The following is a 22,656-nucleotide window of genomic DNA, read 5'->3' as shown; positions in this document are numbered from 1 at the left end:
ATTATTCAACATTATGGCTACTGGACTCAAATTATGAGGTCAGTAGCCTAATTGATTACCACGTTTGTGTTGCTTTAAATTTAGTTAAAGCTTCGCTTAGTGTGGCTTCAATTTCTTTGTCGAAATTACCAGTAGTATTGATAGTGTTCATTAGCTCGCTGTATTCACTGTTCATAAAGGAATGAGCAGATGCTTCAAAGTCTAGAATTTTATCTAGCGCTACATCTTTCAAGAAACCTTTTTCAACAGCAAATAACGAAACACCCATGTCTGCAACTGATAAAGGTGCATACTGGTTTTGTTTCATCAATTCTACTACGCGCTCACCGTGCTCAAGTTGCTCACGAGTCGCTTCATCAAGGTCAGACGCAAACTGCGAGAACGCCGCTAATTCACGATACTGAGCTAAGGCTAGACGGATACCGCCACCCAATTTCTTGATGATTTTAGTTTGTGCAGCACCACCAACACGAGATACCGAAATACCGGCGTTAACAGCAGGGCGAATACCCGCGTTAAACAAATCAGATTCTAAGAAGATCTGACCATCGGTAATCGAAATTACGTTAGTAGGTACGAATGCAGATACGTCACCAGCTTGGGTTTCGATAATAGGTAATGCAGTCAAAGAACCTGTTTTACCTGTTACTTCACCTTTAGTGTAACGCTCAACATATTTATCATTTACACGTGCAGCACGTTCTAGAAGACGCGAGTGAAGATAGAAAACATCTCCAGGGTAAGCTTCACGACCTGGCGGACGACGTAACAATAGTGAGATTTGACGATATGCAACAGCTTGCTTAGACAAGTCATCATATACGATCAAAGCATCTTCACCGCGGTCACGGAAATACTCACCCATGGTACAACCAGAGTAAGGTGCCAAGTATTGTAATGCTGCTGATTCTGATGCAGAAGCCGCAACAACAATAGTATTAGCCAATGCGCCGTGTTCTTCTAATTTACGTACAACGTTAGCAATAGTTGAAGCCTTTTGGCCAACTGCTACGTATACACATTTAACACCAGAATCTTTTTGATTGATGATGGCATCAATCGCTAATGCAGTTTTACCCGTTTGACGGTCACCGATTACCAATTCACGTTGTCCACGACCAACTGGGATCATGGCATCTACTGATTTATAACCAGTTTGAATGGGTTGGTCTACCGATTGACGTTCGATAACGCCAGGGGCAATTTTTTCTACAGGTTCAAAACCGTCTGCTTCGATGGCGCCTTTACCATCAATAGGTGCACCTAGTGTGTTTACAACACGACCTAATAGGTTACGACCTACTGGTACTTCTAAGATACGACCAGAAGATTTTACTTTTACGCCTTCTTGTAAGTCAGCGTAAGGACCCATAACTACCGCACCTACAGAGTCACGCTCTAGGTTCAATGCGATAGCGTAACGACTACCTGGAAGCTCAATCATTTCACCTTGCATTACATCTGCAAGGCCATGGATACGGATAATACCGTCGGTTACACCAACAATAGTCCCTTCATTACGAGCTTCACTTACTACTTCGAACTTCTCAATACGTTGTTTGATTAGTTCTGCAATTTCAGTGGAATTCAGTTGCATGCTCTTTTCCCCGTTATGCTTGTAACGCGTCTGACAGACGGTTTAATTTACTTCGAAATGAACCGTCAATAACTGTGTCACCGGCTTTAATTAAAACACCAGCAACCAATTCAGGATCCACGCTACAACTTAGCTTAACTTTTCGTGCTAGACGTTTCTCTAGAGAAGCACCAATAGCTGTTTGTTGTTTTTTGTTAAGTTTGACTGCTGAAGTTACTTCAACATCAATTTCTTTATCAAAGTCAGCTTTAAGCTGATTAAACAATACAGATATATCAGGCAATACTTGTAAACGTCTATTATCAGCCAAAACCTTAATTAGGTTTTGACCATGTTGGTCAAGTTGTTCACCACACACGCCGATAAATATTTCAGCAAGTTTTTCAGACGCAACAGAACCAGTTAATACTGATTTAATGGTAGCGTCTTTAGAAACCTCACCAGCAAAAAATAACATTTCTTGCCATTGTGCGATGGTTTTGTTCTCGACCGCGTAATCGAACGCAGCTTGCGCGTAAGGGCGAGCGATAGTAGTCAATTCAGACATAGCTCATCTACCCCTTATAGCTCAGCGACAAGTTTTTCAACTATGTCACTTTGTGCCGCAGCATCAATTTCTCTATCAAGGATCTTTTCAGCACCAGCAATCGCAAGAGCAGCTACTTGTTTACGTAACTCTTCTTTAGTGCGATTTCTTTCTGCTTCGATCTCTGAGTAACCCTGAGCAATGATTTTCTCACGCTCTGAGTGACCACGTTGCGTTTCTTCATCAACAATTGTTGATCCACGCTTTTTGGCCTGTTCGATAATATCGGCTGCTTGCGCTTTAGCTTCTTTAAGCTGAACGTCTGCATCTGCTTGAGCAAGTTCGAGAGCTTTCTCGCCTTCCTCAGAAGCTGCTAGACCATCAGCAATTTTCTTTTGGCGTTCTTCAATAGCACCGATTATAGGCGGCCATACATACTTCATGCAGAACCACACAAAGAATATAAATGCTATTAATTCACCAAGTAGAGTGGCATTGATGTTCAAGACCGCTACTCCTCTTTAATAGTTCGTTAAAAGAAATGGTTAACTACTATTGAGCACCAAGTACGAATAACATATAAAGAGCGATCGCAACACCAATCATCGCGATAGCATCGATAAGACCCGCTACGATGAACATTTTAGTTTGTAATTGGTTTGAAAGTTCTGGCTGACGAGCAGCAGATTCCAAAAATTTACCACCTAAAAGACCGAAACCAATCGCTGGTCCCAATGCACATAGTCCAATCAAAATACCAACTGCGATATATAGATTACCTAAGATTTCCATAGATTTTCACCTTGTGTTTAAAGTTAAAGTTAAAAAATAAAACGTTTTGAAACTAGTTTTGAGGCATCCTGCCTACTTGCTAACAACTCAGTGTTGCTAGCAAAAAATTCTTTTACAAATATTAGTATTCCAGGCTTCCTGCCTTACACTCTGCGAGCCAGCTAACGCTGTTCTAATTTTCTCCCGAAAAATTAGTGTTTTTCACTTGCTAGGCTTAAGTACACGATAGTTAACATCATGAAAATAAATGCCTGAAGAGGGATAACTAACAAGTGAAATGCTGCCCAAATAAAGTGTAATGGCAACTGCCATAAGCCCATTGTTCCAGCAATAAGAATAAATATCAGTTCACCAGCATATAAGTTACCAAATAAACGTAATGCTAGAGATAAAGGTTTGGCTAACAGCGCCACAACTTCAAGAATAAAGTTAAACCAATATAACCAAGGTGTATTAAAAGGATGAGCATAAAGTTCTTTTAAGAACCCACCAGCACCTTTTATCTTAATTGAGTAGTAAATCATTAAGATAAATACACCTAAAGAAAGGGCTAAGGTCATGTTTAAATCAGTAGTAGGCACTACTTTCATGTATACATGAGCTGGATCGTGACCAAGTTGACCACCAACAAATTGAGCAAATGAAGGCAAAAAATCTACTGGGATTAAATCCATAAGGTTCATCAAAAGAACCCAAACAAAAATAGTTAAGGCTAAAGGAGCTATCAGTGGACTTTTACCATGATAAGTACCTTTAACTGTGTCATTTACAAATTCCACAACCAATTCTACACAAGCTTGCCATTTACTTGGTACTCCAACAGTGGCTTTTTTAGCTACTGCTCGAAAGCTTAATATAAAGACAAAACCCAACACTATTGACCAAGCTAAAGTATCTATGTGAAAAGTCCAAAAACCTTCACCTACCGAAGCATTAGTTAAATGGTGCTGAATATAGCTGCTTATAGTGAGTTCACCACTAGATCCTGCCATTTTACCATCCACATTTTTAAAGTTAAAAACTTGTACTGAATATCGTTATTATTTATTAGCAATAGTAACGCGATTCAAAAATATAATTATTGGCCATTGAGCCATTAACGTTACGACATAAGTGATTAAAAGGGTTAGTGGTTGTAAGTTTTGCCACCTATAAACCAAAATAAACATTAAAATCGTAAACAAAAATTTGAGTTTACTTCCCTTATTGAAACTCCGTACTACTAGCTTAATTTGGCTAGCACCGGCATATCTAAATACTAAGAATGCAAATACTACTCCTGGCAATACACATATCAAACCACCGTAAAGCGCTGATAATCCGTCATATTTCCCAGAAAAAACGGTATAAACTAAGGCTAAAATAATCGCGACTAAACTTTGAAAAAAAAGTATTTTTTTAGCCAACAATCGACCTTCTTGGGGCAAACTAGGTGCCAATTAATCCCTCGATGTATTTAAACCTTACGAAAAGCGCCGAAAAGTATACTTAACTTGCTAGGATTTACAACACAAAAGGTGAATTTGTATTGGTATATGAATAATTACTGAACTATCGACAAGCCTTTATTCTTAAAGGCGCTGGCTAATTGTTAATTTTTTGATCTAGTTAGTTATTAATTAACATATATTTAAAATATATCGTTATTACTTCAATCATTTTTACTTAATATGACTTAATATCCCATCAAGCTGATCTAAGTCGGAAAAGTTAATTACCAGTTTACCTTTTCCTTTAGCATTATGGGCAATACTCACAGGTGCACCTAAGTTTTCAGATAATTCAGTTTGTAAACGTTGAACATCCGGATCTGGTTTAGTTGGTTGTTTTTCTTTTACAGGTTCGAGTAAACGACGAACTAGGTTTTCAGTATCTCTAACGGTCAACCCTTTACCTGAAACAGTTTGAGCTGCTTCTGTTTGGGCTTCACCTTCCAATGCTAACAAGGCGCGAGCATGGCCCATTTCAATATCACCATATTCAAGCAATAATTTAACGTCATCGTTTAGATTGTTAAGGCGAAGTAAGTTAGTCACTGTGGTGCGAGATTTACCTACTGCAGTGGCGACTTCTTGATGAGTTAATTCAAATTCAACCATAAGACGGTCTAATGCTTGGGCTTCTTCCATTGCATTTAAATCTTCACGTTGAATATTTTCAATTAAAGCAATAGCAACAGCTGATTCATCAGGAACATCTTTAACTAAACAGGGGATGACATCTAGCTGAGCGATTTGAGAAGCGCGCCAACGCCTTTCGCCGGCTATAATTTCATATTTTTGTTCAGCAATTTCTCGTACCACAATAGGCTGAATGATCCCTTGAGAACGAATCGACGAAGCCAAATCTTCTAAGGCTTCTGGTGACATGTCTTTACGTGGTTGATATTTCCCTGGTTGTAAAAACTCTACAGGGATTTTACGTAACTCGCTTTGTTGTTCAGGTGATTCACTTGCATCTGTTTTTTGCTCTTTTTGACTGGTAGCCAAAAGTGCATCTAAACCTCGACCTAAACCTCTTTTTTTCGCAGACATGTATTCCTCTGTTTAAATATTATTTTGTTATTTTTCTAAGTTTTATAACTATTAAAAATGCTGATTAGCTAATTTTTTCAGTTTGATTACTTTTACTGCGCCTTAATATTTCACCGGCTAAAGCTAAATAGGCTTTAGCCCCGGTAGACGATTTATCATAATACATAGCGGGCGAACCAAAACTAGGAGCTTCTGCCAATCTGACATTTCTTGGAATAACAGTACGATAAACTTGGTCACCGAAATGACGTTTAAGTTGTTCAGATACATCATTAGCCAGCCTATTTCGTGGATCGTACATAGTACGTAAAACACCTTCAATTTTTAATTGAGGATTCACCACAGAAGCTAACTTTTTAATGGTATCCATTAACGCAGTTAATCCTTCCAGAGCATAATATTCGCATTGCATCGGCACTAAAACAGAATCTGCTGCAGCCATAGCATTTACCGTTAACTGGTTTAGTGAGGGTGGGCAATCGATAAATATATAATCATAATAATTTTTAACTGGCGCTAAGGCATTACGCAGGCGAACTTCGCGGGCAAATACTTCCATTAGCTTTATTTCAGCAGCAGTAATATCACTATTACCAGCAATTAAATCATATTTGCCAGAAGTTTCTTTAATCAAAACTTCTTCTACCGGCTTTTCTTCGATTAACAGTTCATAACAGGTATTTTCAACACTGTATTTGTCTACACCGCTACCCATAGTTGCATTACCCTGGGGATCTAAATCGATAAGTAGTACTTTGCGTTTTGTTGCAGCCATAGAAGCAGCCACATTCACCGCAGTGGTGGTTTTACCTACACCACCTTTTTGATTAGCAATTGCAATGATTTTACCCAAAATAGTCATCCAAATTTTTTGTCAGCAGGTTAAACATCTGAAAATATATACCAGCATTATGGATAAAACTAAGCGCTAAGAATAGCTTTTAACCTACTGTTTGTTTTTTAATTTTGACAATATGACGTTCACCTTCAAGTTTAGGCACGTCTAATTTAATTGTTTCTTGTACATTAAACCCTGAGGGAAGTTGTTCTATCTCGTCTACAGGCAATTGACCTTTTAAAGCCAAAAATGTGCCTTGAGAATCTACCAGATGCTGGCACCAGTGCAACATATCTTTTAATGAAGCAAATGCACGACTTAGTACACCGTCTAATTCAACCTCAGGTTTAAAGTCTTCAACTCTTGATTGCACTGGTTGTATATTTTGAATTTTTAATTCAAAAGCCACTTGTTTCATAAAACGAACACGTTTTCCTAAGCTATCTAACAAAATAAAATGTTTCTCGGGACACATTATTGCCAGTGGTATTCCAGGTAAGCCTGGGCCTGTACCCACATCAATATATTGAGTTTTGTCTAGGTAGGGGGCTACTACAATTGAATCAACAATATGCTTGATGATCATTTGTTGTGGATCACGAACAGATGTTAAGTTGTAGGCTTTATTCCACTTATTCATCATTAGGACATATTTAACTAACTTTTCTTTCTGCTGCTGGGTAACGACTAAATCACATTCTTGTAAACTATCTTGCAAAACTGCCAGTAACGATGACTCTAACATTAGACCGACACTTTTTTTGTTTGTTGATTAGCACTAACCAATAAACCATGTTTTTTCAAATAGACTAACAACAAAGATATCGCTGCTGGTGTGATGCCAGATATTCTGCCCGCTTTACCTATAGTTTCAGGGCGAGCATCAGATAACTTAGCAACTACTTCATTGCTCAAACCAGAAATTTGGCTAAAATCAAAATTCATCGGAATTAGCGTATTCTCGTTACGTTGAGTTTTAGCTATTTCATCTTTTTGACGTTCGATATAACCCGCATATTTAATTTGGATTTCAACTTGTTCAGCCGCTTGTTTATTATTAATCACAGGACCCAATTCACCAATTGTCATTAAGGTTTGATAGGTCATTTCTGGCCTTCTGATCAAATCTTCTAAGGAATTTTCCTTTGTCACTGGATTTTTTAAAATGCTATTTAATGCTTCAACTGAGTCATGTTTAGGATGGATCCAAGTTGACTTTAAACGTTGCCTTTCTAATTCAATAGCCTCAATTTTTTCATTAAATGCCTGCCAACGTTTTTCATCAACCAAGCCAATTTGATGGCCTTTTTCAGTCAACCGAATATCAGCATTGTCTTCACGTAATAACAATCGATATTCGGCGCGGCTAGTAAACATACGATAAGGTTCTTTTGTTCCCATAGTGGCTAGATCATCGATCAACACACCAACATAAGCCTCATCTCTACGTAAAATAAATTCTTCTTTTTGTTGAACTTGTAGGGCTGCGTTAGCCCCTGCTATCAGTCCTTGGGCGCCAGCTTCTTCATAACCCGTGGTACCGTTTATTTGGCCAGCAAAAAATAATCCTGCGATATATTTAGTTTCTAAAGTTTGTTTCAGATCTCTGGGATCAAAAAAGTCATATTCGATCGCATAGCCAGGACGCACAATATGTGCGTTTTCAAATCCTTTAATGGATTGAATAAAATTCATTTGTACATCAAAAGGTAGGCTAGTTGAAATACCATTTGGGTACACTTCAATACTATTTAATCCTTCTGGCTCGACAAATATTTGATGTGAATCTTTGTCTGCAAAACGATGTATTTTATCTTCAATAGATGGGCAATAACGAGGTCCAATTCCTTCTATTACACCAGTATACATAGGTGATCTATCTAAACCACCACGGATAATCTCATGGGTTTTTTCATTGGTATATGTAATGTAACAAGGTATTTGTTCTGGGTGATCGCTAGCTTGACCTAAAAATGAAAAAACTGGGATTGGTGTATCACCATCTTGTCTTTGCATCACATCAAAATTAAGCGTTCGAGTATCAAGTCTAGCTGGTGTACCTGTTTTTAAACGATCTACTCTAAAAGGTAAAGCACGTAAACGATCAGCTAGTGCGATCGAAGGAGGATCGCCAGCACGACCTCCTTTATAATTTTCCAGACCAATATGAATAGTGCCACCTAAAAACGTGCCTACGGTGATTACAACGGCTTTAGCATGGAATTTAAGGCCCATTTGTGTGACTACACCAACAACTCGATCTTGTTCAACGATCAGATCATCACAAGATTGTTGAAATAATGTCAAATTTGCTTGGTTTTCAATTATTTTTCGGATTTCGGATCGATAAAGAGATCGATCTGCTTGAGCTCTTGTCGCTCTAACAGCAGGGCCTTTGCTTGAATTTAGTGTTCTAAACTGGATCCCAGCCTTATCTGTAGTGGTTGCCATAGCACCACCTAAAGCATCGATCTCTTTAACTAAATGGCCTTTACCGATCCCGCCAATCGCTGGATTACAAGACATTTGCCCTAAGGTCTCAATATTATGCGTTAACAAAAGTGTTTTTACGCCCATGCGTGCTGACGCTAATGCAGCCTCAGTACCTGCGTGTCCGCCACCGACAACGATGACATCAAACGGTTGTTGATAAAACATAATTTTCCTCTAATACAAACGATCAATTAAACCCACATAAAATGGGGCGCATATTCTATATGTTATTTACTATAAGTAAAATGCTTAAAAACTATTCAATTTCAGATCATTGATCGCTTTAATATTTATATGATCTTTTAGATCTTTATTTATTATTACTACTATTAAGCAAGCTAAAATCTGTTGATAAGGTTATTTATTTTATTAAAATCAAATAGTTATATAGCTTGTTAGCTTGTTAGTAAAGTTTGATCTACTGGGTATAAGTTGGGTGTAAATAGTTGTTTTATCCACAGGTGCTATTTTGAAAAATATTACTCAGTGGATATAAATTAAATATACCTTAGTTATTAACTGTTTTATGCACATAGATTTATATCTTTTGATCTAACTGTGTGTAAGTTGTGATCTAAATTCAAAAAATAATCTTTAGATCTTGATCTTTAACAGAAAGATCTAGATTTAACCATGAGATAGATCTTATCCACTGATATAAAATATATTTAAATATTTAATAAAATAATTTTAGGGAAATTTTGAATTTGGACATAAATTTTATGGTATTTAATATTTTACGTGAAATATTGGGTAGATTTTCAAGACTTAAGATTTAATTATTGGTGATTAAATGGGGTTATATTTTTTAAAATATCCATCAATAACTATTCTATTGATGGATATTTGTTGAATTTATTTAACCTGATTAGGTCGATAACCACCTGTTGATTGTGTTTTTTGAGCTTCTGGTTGAGCAGGAATAATTTCTTTACGTCGACTAGGGCCAGAAAATTTAACTTTGTATGTGTCGTATTCTTTTATTGATTCAAAGCAGTAACGACCTATAGCGTTTTCTAGCTCTGCTAAATTGTGATTGGTAATTAGTATGCAGTTTTTATGATTAGCTAAGCGTTGTCTAAGTACATTACCTAACCAACTTTGTGCATTTTGTTTTAATACTGTTTCGTTTACACACACTTCGTCCAGAATTAATAAATCTACATCTAGTAATTCTTGATTAATTTCGCGATATTTTTGTCCTGCGTTATCTTGGGCACTAAAATCATAAGAAAATAAGCGCATATCTAGAATGCTAGAAAGTTGTCGATACAATACTGATATTTCATATTTTTCTATTAATTCATGGGCTATTGCGCCAGCTGTGTGAGATTTACCTCGGCCATAATCACCGTAAAATATCATCATGTGCGCACCACTTCTGCGCCACGTCATATCTTCGTGAGCAGCGATAAATGATTTAGCATAGCTAACTGCTTCAATTACATCTTGGCTGTCTTCAACAAGATTAGCGAAGGTCCATTTTGAATTTAAATCAGAACGGCCTTGGATGTCTTGAATGCGCCGTTTTTTGCCTTCTTTTTGTAGCTGTTTTACATCTCGGTTGGCTAAAGCTTCGTATTCAGTGCGTAAACTGGCATAGTCGGTATATTTATCAGGGACATGCTGACGGCCTAGTGCTTTGCCTAATTGTTGGATTTTATCTTTAATACTATCCACTAGATTTTATATCCCATTATCGATGAGTTTAGGTTTCAGTTTTTACTGGTTTGCCATATTTGGCAACTAAGTTTTTAATATTATCATCTGCTTCGATCCCAGCTTTAGTTTGTACAAGTTGTTGACCGACTTTTTGCACGGGTTTAAACCCATGAGCCAGACGAATTTTCTTTAAGTTAAATATAAATTTTTGAGTCCATTGATATTCAGTAAACTGTGATTCGGGTCTCCCTAACCAGTAGGCGATAAAATCACCTAGTTCGTTATCAGTATATTCGTTATCAATGATGCCTGTTAGTTTTGACAAATCATTAGCCAGCTTTTCATTAGGGCGCCAATCTAAAGTCATTTTATGCCAATTTAAATGCAATTTTGAATATTCATCTGCTCGCATTATGCTTAAGGGTAGAGTTAATACTTTACCGTTAAAACTATGGTTAAGGTCAACTTCTTCAATAAAGCTAATTAATCCAACATTCAGTAATTCTTTTATAAGACTATTTAGCTGTCTGCCTAAATTAAATTTTTCTTCTTTAGCGTTAAGTAATGAGAGCAAATTTTTGTAATTTAGAGGGCAAGTTTGACCTGTTTTCTGATCAGCGCTAGTTTTTAAACCAAGTAAATATAAAATACGGGCATCGTTACTTAATGTTTGTAGTAGGGCGGTTTGTTCTGCTTGATTTATTTGCATTAGAGCTAATTCTTAATTCACTAAATATAATTATTATTAATTGGATAACCAATTTTTAAGCCATTCTACTGCAACATCTTCTGGAATTGGATGATTTAATACATCTATATGTAAACTAGGTGTCAGTAACTTAGCATTCTGTTTTAATAATTCATCTTCTATTTTTTGTGCTGCGAAACAAAAGGTGTCGTAACTGCTATCACCTAAACCCACAATTAAAAATTCTAAATTATCTAGAGCAACATTTTTAACTTGTTCAATAAATGGTTGAATATTATCTGGTAGATCACCTGCTCCGTGAGTAGAGCTACAAATTAACCAGATTGCTTGCTGATTAATTTCCAATAAGTCAGGAGCGAAGTGCAGGTTTACTTGATGGGTTTGGTTTTCTAATTCTTGTTGCAGGGCTTCTGCTACGTATTCACTAGCACCAAGTACACTGCCAACTATTATTTCAAACTGGGCCATGTCTATTTTCCAATACAAAAAGATGAAAATATTTTACTTAATAAATCGTCAGAACTAAATTCACCGGTAATTTCATTTAGATGTTGTTGGGTTAACCGTAATTCTTCAGCTAATAATTCGCCAGCAAGGTGGTCTTCTAGTTGTTGTTTACCTAAATACAAATGTTCCGCTGCTTTATCTATGGCATCTAAATGTCTACGACGGGCGATAAACTGGCCTTCTGAACTTGCATTAAAACCCATACATTCTTTTAAATGTTCGGTTAGATGGTTTATGCCTAAATGATTACTTGCTGACAGTGAGATAACTGGATAATCACCTGTGATATCTATGCCATTCGATTCTGCAGATAAATCAATTTTGTTTCGTATAACAGTTAATCCAATATTTTCAGGTAATTGTTGATAAAAATCAGGCCAAATTTTCTGTGGATGAGTTTCTGTAGATTCCGTGCTGTCTAACATAAATAATACGCGATCGGCTTCCCGGATTTCTTGCCAAGCTCGTTCAATGCCAATTTTTTCAACCTTATCTGGGCTGTCTCTTAAACCGGCAGTGTCGATAATATGTAAAGGCATACCATCTAAGTGAATGTGTTCTTTTAGTACATCACGAGTCGTACCAGCAATATCAGTTACTATGGCGGTTTCTTTACCTGCCAGAGCGTTTAATAAACTCGATTTACCCGCATTGGGTTTACCCGCAATGACAACGCGCATACCCTCTCTAAGTAGGGCGCCTTGTTTTGTTTCTTGACGCAGTTTTTCAAATGCTTGGATGATATTTTCTAAATCTTTTTGAATTTTACCGTCACTTAAAAAATCAATTTCTTCATCTGGGAAATCTATAGCTGCTTCTACATACATTCGTAAATGAATGACCAGTTCTACTAAATTATGAATATTTTGTGAGAAGGCACCTTGTAGAGAACGTAAAGCGCCTTTGGCTGCTTGCTCTGAACTTGCATCAATTAAATCAGCTATGGCTTCAGCTTGGGCTAGATCTAATTTGTCGTTTAAGAATGCACGTTCACTAAATTCACCAGGGTTGGCTATTCGAATATTAGGTAGTTTTAATATGTTTTTAAGTAACATATCTAACACTACTTGCCCGCCATGACCTTGTAATTCAAGTACATCTTCACCTGTAAAAGAATGAGGATTTTTGAAAAATATGGCGATACCTTGATCGATAATATCGCCATTATCATCTGAAAAAGTTAAATATTCTGCTTGGCGAGTTTGCGGGACTTTTCCTAATATAGCTATAGCTACATCACTGGCTAAGTATCCTGATACACGAATTATCCCAACACCGCCTTTGCCTGGAGCAGTCGCTTGGGCAACAATTGTGTCTTGTTCAGAAAAGCCATTCGAGCTCATACTGGGTTAGTCTCTAAAGTTAGTAAATTGTAGAGGTTGCTCTATGTCAGAGTCTTTGGCTAAAGCAATAACCTTTTGTAAGTCATCACGTTTTTTACCTGTTACTCGAACTTGGTCCGCCTGGATTTGTGCTTGTACTTTTAATTTTGCATCTTTGATAAGTTTAATCAGCTTTTTAGCTATAGGTTGTTCTATACCTTGTTTAAATTTAACTGTCTTTTTATAAGTCCTGCCAGAAATATCTAATTCTTGTGGATCTAATGAATTGTTATTCACGCCTCGTTTTGCACAGGCAGTTCGTAACATATCCATCATTTGTTTTATTTGAAAATCACCTTCAGCTTTTAGGGTGACTATTTCGTCTGCGAAGTTAAAAGAGGCTTCAACTCCTCTAAAATCAAAACGAGTACTTAATTCGCGACTGGCATTGTCTACAGCATTTTTAACTTCTACTAAGTCTATTTCTGACACTATGTCTAATGAAGGCATGGATGATTCCTTATTCTGTTTGGTATAGCTTTATTGTACGCACAAAAAAGCCCGTTTTATAACCTAATTAGGCATAAAACGGGCTTTTGATTTAACTATTTATTTAGTTTGTAACCCGCGTTTTTCCATAGATGCATAGATAAACTTAGCTTGGATTAAAGTAATGATGTTACTAATTAACCAGTACAACACTAATCCAGCTGGGAATATGAAAAAGAACAAACTCATAGCAACTGGCATAAATTGCATGATTTTTTGCTGCATTGGATCAGTCATAGTCATAGGCTGAAGTTTTTGCAGCAAATACATACTTACGCCGGTTAACACTGGTAAAACAAAGAATGGGTCTTTGGAGCTTAGATCTGTTATCCAGAATATAAAATCTGCATGTCTTATTTCAACACTTTCTAGCAGTACCCAATATAAAGCTAAGAAGATAGGCATTTGTAACAAAAGTGGAAAACAGCCACCCATAGGATTAACTTTGTCTTCTTTATACATTTTCATCATAGCTTGCTGCATTTTTTGCTTATCGTCGCCATAACGCTCTTTAAGGGCATCCATCTTAGGTTTAAGTACACGCATTTTAGCCATAGATTCGTATTGTTTTTTAGTTAAAGGATACATGGCTCCTTTAACAACAATAGTGATAATAATAATGGCGAAGCCCCAGTTTCCTACCAAACTATGAATGAATTTTAAAAAGGTAAATAACGGTTGAGATATCATAAACAAGAAACCGTAATCTACAGTTAAATCAAGTCCGCGTGCTAAAGAAGCTAATGTATCTTGGTCTTTTGGCCCTAAATACAAAACACTATTAATTTGTGCTGTTTCACCAGCATTAATATTCACAGATTGACCAGTAAACCCAATTACGCCATTAGTATTTTGTAATACTCGGCTATACAAGTTATTTGTTTCGTTTTGAGGTGGGACCCAAGCTGATACAAAGTAATGTTCGATCATGGCGGCCCATCCAGCAGGAGTGGTTTCTTTTAGATTTTTGTCTGCCATGTCATCAAAACCATATTTTTCGTATTTGTCTTCCTCGGTGGAATATGCTGCTCCTCTGTATGTTGGCATAAACATACTGCCATCTTCCTTTAGCATACTTTGTTTAAGTTGAGCATATTGCTGTAGTTGCTTAGAATCACTACTGTTGTTTTCGATAATGTAGTTAACGTTAATTGCATGGCTGTTTTTATTAAAAATAAAGTTTTTAGTTATTTTTAGTCCATCAGGAGTAACTAAATTTAACGGAACAGTTAGTGTTTCACCTTCCAGAACAAAACTATCTTGGCCTGTAGTGTAGGTAGGTCGTCCTGCCTTATTTGCATCTGGACCGTTTTTCCCAATTAAACCACTTTGAGCAATAAATAACTCACTTCCACTAGGTCTTAATAAGCTATACGAGTCATCAGATCCTTGCTCAACTGGGTATTTCACCAAATCAGCCGAAATAACATCGCCACCGACCGTATTAATACTAATAATGTGAGAATCGGTTTTGACAGATATTACTTTGCCAGCTTGAGTTGTGCTTGGTAATAAAGTTTGACCATTCGAAGAAGCTTGAGGTACATCAGCTGAACTTTGAACCGTGTTGTTTTGTGAAGCAGTTTGTGCTGGTTCAATTGGTTTAGGGCCATAATCTACTTGCCATTGTTGCCATAACATAAAGGTGACAAAGGCTAGGGCAATTAATATAAAACTGCGTTGGGATTCCATAAAATACTCTAAATTAACTACTTTTTATTAATGTGACTTAGTTATTAAAACCATTAAACCACTGCGATATTACTTTTTTGTTAATAACCTACTCTTAATATGGGCATTAAGAATAAATTCATTATTTATTTTGTTTTTTCTCAGGCACCGGATCATTTCCACCCGAATGTAGTGGATGGCATTTAGATATACGTTTAATGCTTAACCAGCTACCTTTAATTATTCCATGTTGTGTTATTGCGCTGATAGCATAATAAGAACAACTTGGATGAAACCTACATGTTGGTCCCAACATTGGAGAAATAACGATCTGATAGAATTTAATTATACCGATCGGGATTTTTCGCAACGCTTTGCTAACTTTTTCCATAATTTACCAAGTAAGAAAGATATTTCCTGATTTGACATTTTATCTAAGCCACTTTTTCCAACTACTACTATATCAATATTTGGAAATGATTGTCTTTGTAAGCGAAAACTCTCACGGATAATTCGTTTAATTCTATTTCTATCGTGTGCGAATTTGACTCGTTTTTTAGACAAGGTGATGCCTAAACGAGGATTGTCGGAATTATTGAATCTTGCTAATAAGGTAAGTTGAGATGAAACAGATGGAATAGCGTTATTGAAAACATATTCAAAGTGGGTGGGAGTAAGTAGCCTTAGCTCCCGAGAAAATTTATTTTCACCCACCTTGGATAATTAAGCTGATAAACGAGCACGGCCTTTGGCACGACGATTAGCAATAACCTTGCGGCCATTTTTAGTCGCCATACGGGCACGGAAACCGTGTGAACGCTTACGCTTTAAGTTACTTGGTTGAAAAGTTCTTTTCATGACCTAAAATCCCATAAGGTTTAAACAAAATGAGCATTGATGTGCAAACCAACCTTTGGAATACACCGCGCTCAAAAATGACGCTGAATAATAGAGATCACTCAAGTCTTTGTCAATCATTTACTTCAGTATTTATCGTGTTTAGTCAATTCAATATTGAGTTTATTCGTTGAATCTAATGATATAAAATGTTTTATGTACATTTTATCCACAATGTTTGCCTAAAGTAGACATAAAATTAATAATAATCAGTCACTTTTAATATATCTAATTGACGATCTAATTATAAATTTAAATTAGTTAATTTTTTATAAAACAAATAGATATATCCATATTTCAACTTATATCTAAAAGTTTGTTGCCTTGTTGGTAGGATTAACGAGATAATCCACAGCCTTATTTAAATATTCAAATGCTTGGTTAAATTTCGTGCAGCTGTTGATTTCAGTTCTTCTTTTTAATTTTGTATATTTTTCTTTTAAAAGCTTAATTTTAAAAGCCTGGAGTGTATTTTTTAATGTCAATATGGAATCAATGTTTGGAAAGGTTACAACAAGATTTGCCTATTCAACAATTCAGTATGTGGATAAGACCTTTGCAAGCTAAACATGAAGATGGCCATATTACTTTGTTTGCACCAAACCGTTTTGTATTAGATTGGGTTAGAGATAAGTACTTTGCACAAATCACTAATTTAATAACAGAATTTTGTGAGCACGAAACGCCGCAACTTCGATTTGAGGTAAACACAGGCAAAGTTGTATTAAATCCAGTTAATTCTAGCGCAAATTTTAGTCAAAATGTTACTAGCCTTGAACAAGTTAACTTAGGGTCCTCCATAGTTAAGCCAAATGTTCATTTAAACCAAGTTGATAATGAGCCTGATAATAATCATAAAAGTAATATTAATTTAACTTACAAATTTGATAATTTCGTAGAAGGTAAGTCTAATCAGCTTGCTAGAGCAGCTTCACAGCAAGTAGCCGATAATCCTGGTGGCGCTTACAATCCATTATTTATTTATGGCGGGACTGGGCTTGGTAAAACGCACTTATTACATGCTGTTGGAAATGGCATCATGGATAAGAAGAAAAACGCTACTGTTGTTTATATGCATTCAGAACGTTTTGTTCAAGATATGGTAAAAGCTCTGCAAAACAACGCCATAGAAGAATTTAAGCGTTATTACAGATCTGTAGATGCATTACTGATTGATGATATTCAATTTTTCGCTAATAAAGAACGTTCACAAGAAGAGTTTTTTCATACCTTTAATGCCTTGTTAGAGGGGAATCAACAAATAATATTGACCTCAGATAGATACCCAAAAGAAATTGCAGGTGTTGAAGATCGACTTAAGTCTCGATTTGGTTGGGGGTTAACAATTGCTATTGAGCCTCCAGAATTGGAAACCCGTGTTGCTATATTGATGCGTAAAGCTGTTGAAAATAAAATATTTTTGCCAGACGAAGTAGCGTTTTTTATTGCTAAACGCTTACGTTCTAATGTTCGAGAGTTAGAAGGGGCATTGAACAGGGTAATTGCTAATGCTAACTTTACCGGCAGGCCCATCACCATAGACTTTGTTAGAGAAGCGCTACGTGACTTATTGGCGTTACAAGAAAAACTAGTCACAATTGATAATATTCAAAAAACTGTAGCAGAATATTATAAAATTAAGATGGCAGACATTTTGTCAAAGCGCAGAAGTCGAAGTGTCGCCAGACCGAGGCAAATGGCTATGGCATTATCAAAAGAATTGACCAATCACAGTTTGCCTGAAATTGGTGATGCGTTTGGTGGTCGTGATCACACAACTGTGTTACATGCGTGTCGAAAAATAGTTCAGCTTAGAGAAGAAAGTCATGATATAAAAGAAGACTATCAGAATCTAATTCGTACACTTTCTTCATAGTAATTCATGAGTAATAAAATGAAATTTAGTATTAGTAGGGAAAACTTCTTACAACCATTACAACTTGTATCAGGTGCCGTTGAACGTCGCCACACACTTCCAATCTTATCTAATGTATTAATTAAGGTTAGTGAAAACTCACTTTGGTTGACAGGCACTGATTTGGAAGTAGAGTTGATATCAAACGTCACTTTAACAGGTGACTTCGTGGAAGGTGAAATTACGGTTCCAGCTAAAAAGTTGTTGGATATTTGTAAAGGGCTTACTGATGGTAGTAATATTGATTTTAGTGTAGACGGCAATAAAGCATTACTTAGATCAGGACGTAGTCGTTTCAGTTTATCAACACTGTCTGCCGAAGATTATCCAAATTTAGAAGATTGGCAAGGTGAGTTGGAGTTTGAAATTTCACAAACAGCCCTTAAGCGACTAATTGACAGTACATATTTTTGTATGGCACAACAAGACGTACGTTATTATTTAAATGGTATGTCTTTGGAAACCGAAGATAATTTGATTCGCACAGTTGCCACAGATGGGCATAGATTAGCCCTATGTCGCATGACTTATGAAAACGCCACATTAGCTAACAGACAAGTTATTATTCCAAGAAAGGGTGTTTTAGAAATTATTCGCCTAATTGAAGACAACGAAAAGTTAGTTAAAGTACAAGTAGGTTCTAATCACATTAGAATATTTTCAACAGACTTTATCTTTACTAGTAAATTGGTAGATGGTCGCTTTCCAGATTATCGCCGCGTATTACCTAAAGATGGTGATAAAAAAATTGAATCTAGTAAAGATGTTTTGAAACAAGCTTTTTCTCGAGCTTCAATTTTATCAAATGAAAAATTTAAAGGCGTACGCTTAAATCTATCTAACGCAGAACTTAAGATTACAGCTAACAATCCAGAACAAGAAGAAGCTGAAGAAATTGTTGATGTGGATTATAGTGGTGATGAACTTGAAATTGGCTTCAACGTAGCTTATTTGATAGATGTTATGAATGGGTTGGGCGGAGAAGATGTGTTGATTACCCTTGCTGATTCTAACAGTAGTGCACTTATAGAAGATGCTAAAGATGATTCTGCTCTTTACGTTATTATGCCAATGAGATTATAGAAGCATAGAATATAATTATAGAAGTACTCATTAGATGAAACTGGACAAGGTCCAGATTAGTAATTTCCGAAACTTCAAAGACCTGTCGTTTTCTCCTAATAGTAAGCTAAATGTTTTTATAGGCGAAAATGGCACGGGAAAATCTAGTATTTTAGAAGCCCTTCACTATTTAGGTTTTGCTCGGTCCTTTAGAACGAGTAAACATAAAAATGTTATAAAAGCAGGGGAGTCAGAGTTCACTGTTTTTTGTTCATCTATCGATGTACTTCAAAAACAACAAAGGTTCGGCATTTTTCGGTCTTCAGAAGATGTTTGTATTGTTAACATTGACGGAGTTAAAAGCCGAAGAGCCACGGATTTAGTTAGTTGTTTACCCGTTCAAATATTTACACCTCAAAGTTCTGATTTACTGATTGGTGCTCCTAAATTAAGAAGAAGTTATTTGGATTGGCTGTTGTTTCACGTGGAACATTCTTTTAGTGTAGACGCTCAAAACTTCAAACGAAGCCTTAAACAACTTAATGCACTTTATCGAAACCAAACTGTAAATTCCAATTATGACTACTGGATTGACTTGTTTGTAGCTAAAGGTGAGTGGTTGACTCAAGTAAGAACAGAGCTGCTTAATGAAAGGTTAATAGACGCAATTAAATCGAATTTAGCTGACTTTTTACCTGAGTTTTCATTCGAAATTTCGTATTATAGGGGATGGGAAAAGGGCCTGTCATTAAAAGAGGCTCTTGAAAAAAATAAAGAAAAAGATAAAAAAAATGGTTATGTAAGTTCAGGTCCACACAAAGCAGATTTGAAAATAAAATCTCAAGGTTTGGCAGCTCAAGAGTTGTTATCTAGAGGGCAATTAAGAATGTTAGTTGCAGCACTTCAATTAGCCCAAACTCAATATTTACAACAAGCTACTGCAAAGACGAGTATATTTTTATTAGATGATATTGGCGCTGAGCTAGATCGAGAAAAAAGAAAAGTATTTATTAATAAGCTAAGTCAGTCTGGTTCACAATTATTTGTTACCGCGATTGACGTAAAGCAATTAGATTTTTTAAATAATTATAACGAAAAAACAGTGTTTCACGTGGAACATGGTCAGGTGAAAGAGGAGATTTAATTAGATGGCAGAAGAAAACGTATACGATTCGTCGAGTATAAAAGTGCTAAAGGGACTTGATGCGGTAAGAAAAAGGCCAGGAATGTATATTGGAGATACCGATGATGGTACTGGTCTTCACCATATGGTTTTCGAAGTAGTTGATAATTCGATAGATGAAGCTTTAGCCGGGCACTGTTCAAGCATTAATGTAAAAATACATATTGATGGTTCTGTGTCTGTCAGAGATGATGGTCGTGGTATACCAACAGAAGTTCACGAAGAAGAGGGTGTATCCGCAGCAGAAGTAATTATGACTGTACTACACGCTGGGGGTAAGTTTGATGATAATTCTTACAAAGTTTCTGGTGGACTACATGGTGTAGGCGTTTCAGTAGTTAATGCTCTTTCAAAGAGACTACAACTTCAAATTAGACGTTCTGGCAAGTTGCACGAACAAGAATATCAACATGGTGAGCCAAAAGAACCACTTTCAGTTATTGGTGATTCTGAAACATCTGGCACTAGTATTCGATTTTGGCCAAGCGAAGAAACGTTTACAAATGTTGAATTTCATTATGATATTTTAGCTAAAAAGCTACGAGAGTTATCATTTTTGAACTCGGGTGTTTGCATAATATTAGAAGATGAAAGGAATGGGAAAGTTGACCGTTTTGAATATGAAGGTGGAATTACAGCTTTTATTGAATATTTAAATCAAAATAAAACTCCTGTTCATCAAAAAATATTCTATTTTGAATCTCACAGAGAAGAAGATGGAATATCTGTTGAAGTTGCCATGCAATGGAATGATAGCTTCCAAGAAAATGTTTTCTGTTTCACTAATAATATTCCTCAAAAAGATGGCGGTAGTCATTTAGCTGGGTTTAGAGGTGCACTTACCAGAACTTTAAATAGTTATATGGATAAAGAAGGCCTTTCTAAGAAAGCTAAAACAAGTACTAGTGGTGACGATGCAAGAGAGGGCTTAACGGCTATCATCTCTGTTAAAGTACCTGATCCTAAATTCTCGTCTCAAACTAAAGATAAACTTGTTTCTTCTGAAGTTAGGCCTGCAGTTGAAACTGTTATGGGTGAGAAACTTCAAGAGTTCCTATTAGAAAATCCAGCTGAAAGTAAAATTATCGTTGGTAAAATAATAGACGCCGCCAGAGCAAGAGAAGCCGCTCGAAAAGCAAGAGAGATGACTCGTCGTAAAGGGGCTTTGGATTTAGCTGGGCTTCCTGGAAAACTAGCTGATTGCCAAGAAAAAGATCCTGGCCTATCTGAGTTGTATATAGTGGAAGGGGACTCTGCTGGCGGCTCTGCTAAGCAGGGGCGTAATCGTAAAAACCAAGCCATTCTTCCTCTAAAAGGTAAAATACTGAATGTTGAGAAAGCTAGGTTTGACAAAATGTTGTCATCTCAAGAGGTTGCTACACTTATTACTGCTTTAGGCTGTGGAATAGGACGTGACGAATATGATCCTGAAAAATTACGTTACCATCGTATAATTATTATGACCGATGCTGATGTCGATGGGTCACATATTCGTACATTATTGTTAACGTTTTTTTACCGTCAAATGCCTGAAATTATTGAACGTGGATATATCTATATTGCGCAACCTCCTTTATATAAAACAAAAAAAGGTAAACAAGAGCAATATTTAAAAGATGACGATTCTTTAACTAAATACCTGACTTCCATTGCATTAGATAATGCTTCTTTACACGTTAATCCTGATGCTCCGGCTATGTCTGGAGTAGCGCTAGAAAAGCTTGTACAGCAATATCAGTCTACAATGGCTATGATTTCTCGTATTAGTCGATTAATGCCAGAGGTTATTCTAAATAAGCTTGTTTATAGCAATACTCTGGAATCTGACTACGTAAACAGCGAAGAAAAATTACAAGAATTTGCTAAATCTTTTACTTCTGAATTAACTGCCGATGAAATTGATGGCGCGACTTATACATTTGAAATTCGTCACGACTCGGAGAGAAATAATTGGTATGTGGTAGTTATTATTAGACTGCATGGTATAGACACTGAATACAAACTAGATAAAGAGTTTATTGAATCTAATGAGTATAAAAAGTTAAAAGAACTTAATCAGGCTATTAATGGCATGATTGAAACAGGTGGTTATGTACAAAGAAATGATAAAACTAAACCTATTTCTAGTTTTGTAGAGGCGTTAGATTGGTTGATGGCTGAGTCTAAAAGAGGACAATATATTCAGCGCTATAAAGGGCTGGGTGAGATGAACCCTGGTCAACTATGGGAAACCACAATGGATCCTTCTACTCGTAGAATGCTACAAGTAACCATTGAAGACGCCATTGGTGCTGACCAGCTATTTACCACATTGATGGGTGACCAAGTGGAACCCCGCCGAGCTTTCATTGAAGAGAATGCTCTTAAAGTAGCAAACTTAGACGTGTAGTTTCTTTCTA

General features: G+C 36.4%; 23 protein-coding genes. 4 read left to right on the top strand and 19 right to left on the bottom strand.

Annotation, left to right across the window (positions count from 1 at the left end):
* Positions 1-55 precede the first annotated feature (55 nt).
* The 19 genes from atpA to rpmH all read right to left on the bottom strand — a co-directional run bounded on the left by atpA (position 56) and on the right by rpmH (position 16,058).
* Positions 56-1,597, bottom strand: coding sequence for a F0F1 ATP synthase subunit alpha (gene atpA, locus L0668_RS03800; protein ID WP_235310750.1), 1,542 nt, complete (start codon positions 1,595-1,597; stop codon positions 56-58).
* A 13-nt stretch (positions 1,598-1,610) separates the two neighbouring features.
* Entirely contained in the window at positions 1,611-2,144 is a 534-nt protein-coding gene (atpH, locus tag L0668_RS03795; protein ID WP_235310749.1) for a F0F1 ATP synthase subunit delta, read from the bottom strand.
* Positions 2,145-2,158: 14 nt separating this feature from the next.
* Positions 2,159-2,629, bottom strand: a complete 471-nt coding sequence (gene atpF, locus L0668_RS03790) for a F0F1 ATP synthase subunit B (protein ID WP_235310748.1) — start codon at positions 2,627-2,629, stop codon at positions 2,159-2,161.
* Positions 2,630-2,675: 46 nt separating this feature from the next.
* Complete coding sequence (gene atpE / locus L0668_RS03785) at positions 2,676-2,915, bottom strand: F0F1 ATP synthase subunit C (protein ID WP_235310747.1); 240 nt, start codon at positions 2,913-2,915, stop codon at positions 2,676-2,678.
* Between the two features lie 191 nt (positions 2,916-3,106).
* Positions 3,107-3,907 (bottom strand): F0F1 ATP synthase subunit A, encoded by an 801-nt coding sequence (gene atpB / locus L0668_RS03780; protein WP_235310746.1) that lies wholly within the window; start codon positions 3,905-3,907, stop codon positions 3,107-3,109.
* A 48-nt stretch (positions 3,908-3,955) separates the two neighbouring features.
* On the bottom strand, positions 3,956-4,342 hold the full coding sequence (locus tag L0668_RS03775; protein ID WP_235310745.1) for an ATP synthase subunit I: 387 nt from the start codon (positions 4,340-4,342) through the stop codon (positions 3,956-3,958).
* 234 nt (positions 4,343-4,576) lie between these two features.
* A complete protein-coding gene (locus L0668_RS03770) occupies positions 4,577-5,449 on the bottom strand; it encodes a ParB/RepB/Spo0J family partition protein (protein ID WP_235310744.1) in 873 nt (290 codons plus the stop codon).
* Between the two features lie 64 nt (positions 5,450-5,513).
* On the bottom strand, positions 5,514-6,302 hold the full coding sequence (locus tag L0668_RS03765; RefSeq protein ID WP_235310743.1) for a ParA family protein: 789 nt from the start codon (positions 6,300-6,302) through the stop codon (positions 5,514-5,516).
* A gap of 88 nt (positions 6,303-6,390) precedes the next feature.
* Positions 6,391-7,032 (bottom strand): 16S rRNA (guanine(527)-N(7))-methyltransferase RsmG, encoded by a 642-nt coding sequence (gene rsmG, locus L0668_RS03760; RefSeq protein WP_235310742.1) that lies wholly within the window; start codon positions 7,030-7,032, stop codon positions 6,391-6,393.
* On the bottom strand, positions 7,032-8,945 hold the full coding sequence (gene mnmG / locus L0668_RS03755) for a tRNA uridine-5-carboxymethylaminomethyl(34) synthesis enzyme MnmG (protein ID WP_235310741.1): 1,914 nt from the start codon (positions 8,943-8,945) through the stop codon (positions 7,032-7,034). Before mnmG ends, rsmG begins: the two co-directional genes overlap by 1 nt.
* A 690-nt stretch (positions 8,946-9,635) precedes the next feature.
* Positions 9,636-10,460 carry an ATP-binding protein gene (locus L0668_RS03750; protein ID WP_235310740.1) on the bottom strand — a complete coding sequence of 275 codons (825 nt, stop codon included), beginning with the start codon at positions 10,458-10,460 and terminating at the stop codon, positions 9,636-9,638.
* A 28-nt stretch (positions 10,461-10,488) separates the two neighbouring features.
* Complete coding sequence (locus L0668_RS03745) at positions 10,489-11,151, bottom strand: DnaT-like ssDNA-binding domain-containing protein (protein ID WP_235310739.1); 663 nt, start codon at positions 11,149-11,151, stop codon at positions 10,489-10,491.
* A 36-nt stretch (positions 11,152-11,187) separates the two neighbouring features.
* Complete coding sequence (gene mioC / locus L0668_RS03740; protein ID WP_235310738.1) at positions 11,188-11,619, bottom strand: FMN-binding protein MioC; 432 nt, start codon at positions 11,617-11,619, stop codon at positions 11,188-11,190.
* 2 nt (positions 11,620-11,621) lie between these two features.
* Positions 11,622-13,001, bottom strand: a complete 1,380-nt coding sequence (gene mnmE / locus L0668_RS03735) for a tRNA uridine-5-carboxymethylaminomethyl(34) synthesis GTPase MnmE (protein ID WP_235310737.1) — start codon at positions 12,999-13,001, stop codon at positions 11,622-11,624.
* A gap of 6 nt (positions 13,002-13,007) precedes the next feature.
* Positions 13,008-13,490 (bottom strand): YajQ family cyclic di-GMP-binding protein, encoded by a 483-nt coding sequence (locus L0668_RS03730; protein ID WP_235310736.1) that lies wholly within the window; start codon positions 13,488-13,490, stop codon positions 13,008-13,010.
* A gap of 99 nt (positions 13,491-13,589) precedes the next feature.
* Complete coding sequence (gene yidC, locus L0668_RS03725; protein WP_235310735.1) at positions 13,590-15,221, bottom strand: membrane protein insertase YidC; 1,632 nt, start codon at positions 15,219-15,221, stop codon at positions 13,590-13,592.
* A 121-nt stretch (positions 15,222-15,342) separates the two neighbouring features.
* On the bottom strand, positions 15,343-15,591 hold the full coding sequence (yidD, locus tag L0668_RS03720; RefSeq protein WP_235310734.1) for a membrane protein insertion efficiency factor YidD: 249 nt from the start codon (positions 15,589-15,591) through the stop codon (positions 15,343-15,345).
* Positions 15,546-15,914 (bottom strand): ribonuclease P protein component, encoded by a 369-nt coding sequence (gene rnpA / locus L0668_RS03715; RefSeq protein ID WP_235310733.1) that lies wholly within the window; start codon positions 15,912-15,914, stop codon positions 15,546-15,548. The genes yidD and rnpA overlap by 46 nt, the downstream gene beginning before the upstream one ends.
* Before the next feature lie 9 nt (positions 15,915-15,923).
* Positions 15,924-16,058, bottom strand: coding sequence for a 50S ribosomal protein L34 (gene rpmH / locus L0668_RS03710; protein ID WP_007615483.1), 135 nt, complete (start codon positions 16,056-16,058; stop codon positions 15,924-15,926).
* A 517-nt stretch (positions 16,059-16,575) separates the two neighbouring features.
* Here rpmH and dnaA point away from each other — a divergent pair.
* The 4 genes from dnaA to gyrB are packed head-to-tail and all read left to right on the top strand — an operon-like array spanning position 16,576 to position 22,646.
* Positions 16,576-17,973: a chromosomal replication initiator protein DnaA gene (gene dnaA, locus L0668_RS03705; RefSeq protein WP_235310732.1), complete on the top strand. Its 1,398-nt coding sequence runs from the start codon at positions 16,576-16,578 to the stop codon at positions 17,971-17,973.
* An 18-nt stretch (positions 17,974-17,991) separates the two neighbouring features.
* Complete coding sequence (dnaN, locus tag L0668_RS03700) at positions 17,992-19,095, top strand: DNA polymerase III subunit beta (protein WP_235310731.1); 1,104 nt, start codon at positions 17,992-17,994, stop codon at positions 19,093-19,095.
* 34 nt (positions 19,096-19,129) lie between these two features.
* On the top strand, positions 19,130-20,218 hold the full coding sequence (gene recF, locus L0668_RS03695; protein WP_235310730.1) for a DNA replication/repair protein RecF: 1,089 nt from the start codon (positions 19,130-19,132) through the stop codon (positions 20,216-20,218).
* A 4-nt stretch (positions 20,219-20,222) separates the two neighbouring features.
* A complete protein-coding gene (gene gyrB, locus L0668_RS03690; protein WP_235310729.1) occupies positions 20,223-22,646 on the top strand; it encodes a DNA topoisomerase (ATP-hydrolyzing) subunit B in 2,424 nt (807 codons plus the stop codon).
* Positions 22,647-22,656 lie beyond the last annotated feature (10 nt).

Origin of the sequence: Paraglaciecola algarum (assembly GCF_021532655.1) — a bacterium.
Lineage (GTDB): Bacteria > Pseudomonadota > Gammaproteobacteria > Enterobacterales > Alteromonadaceae > Paraglaciecola > Paraglaciecola algarum.
This window is presented reverse-complemented; position numbering and strand designations above follow the sequence as displayed.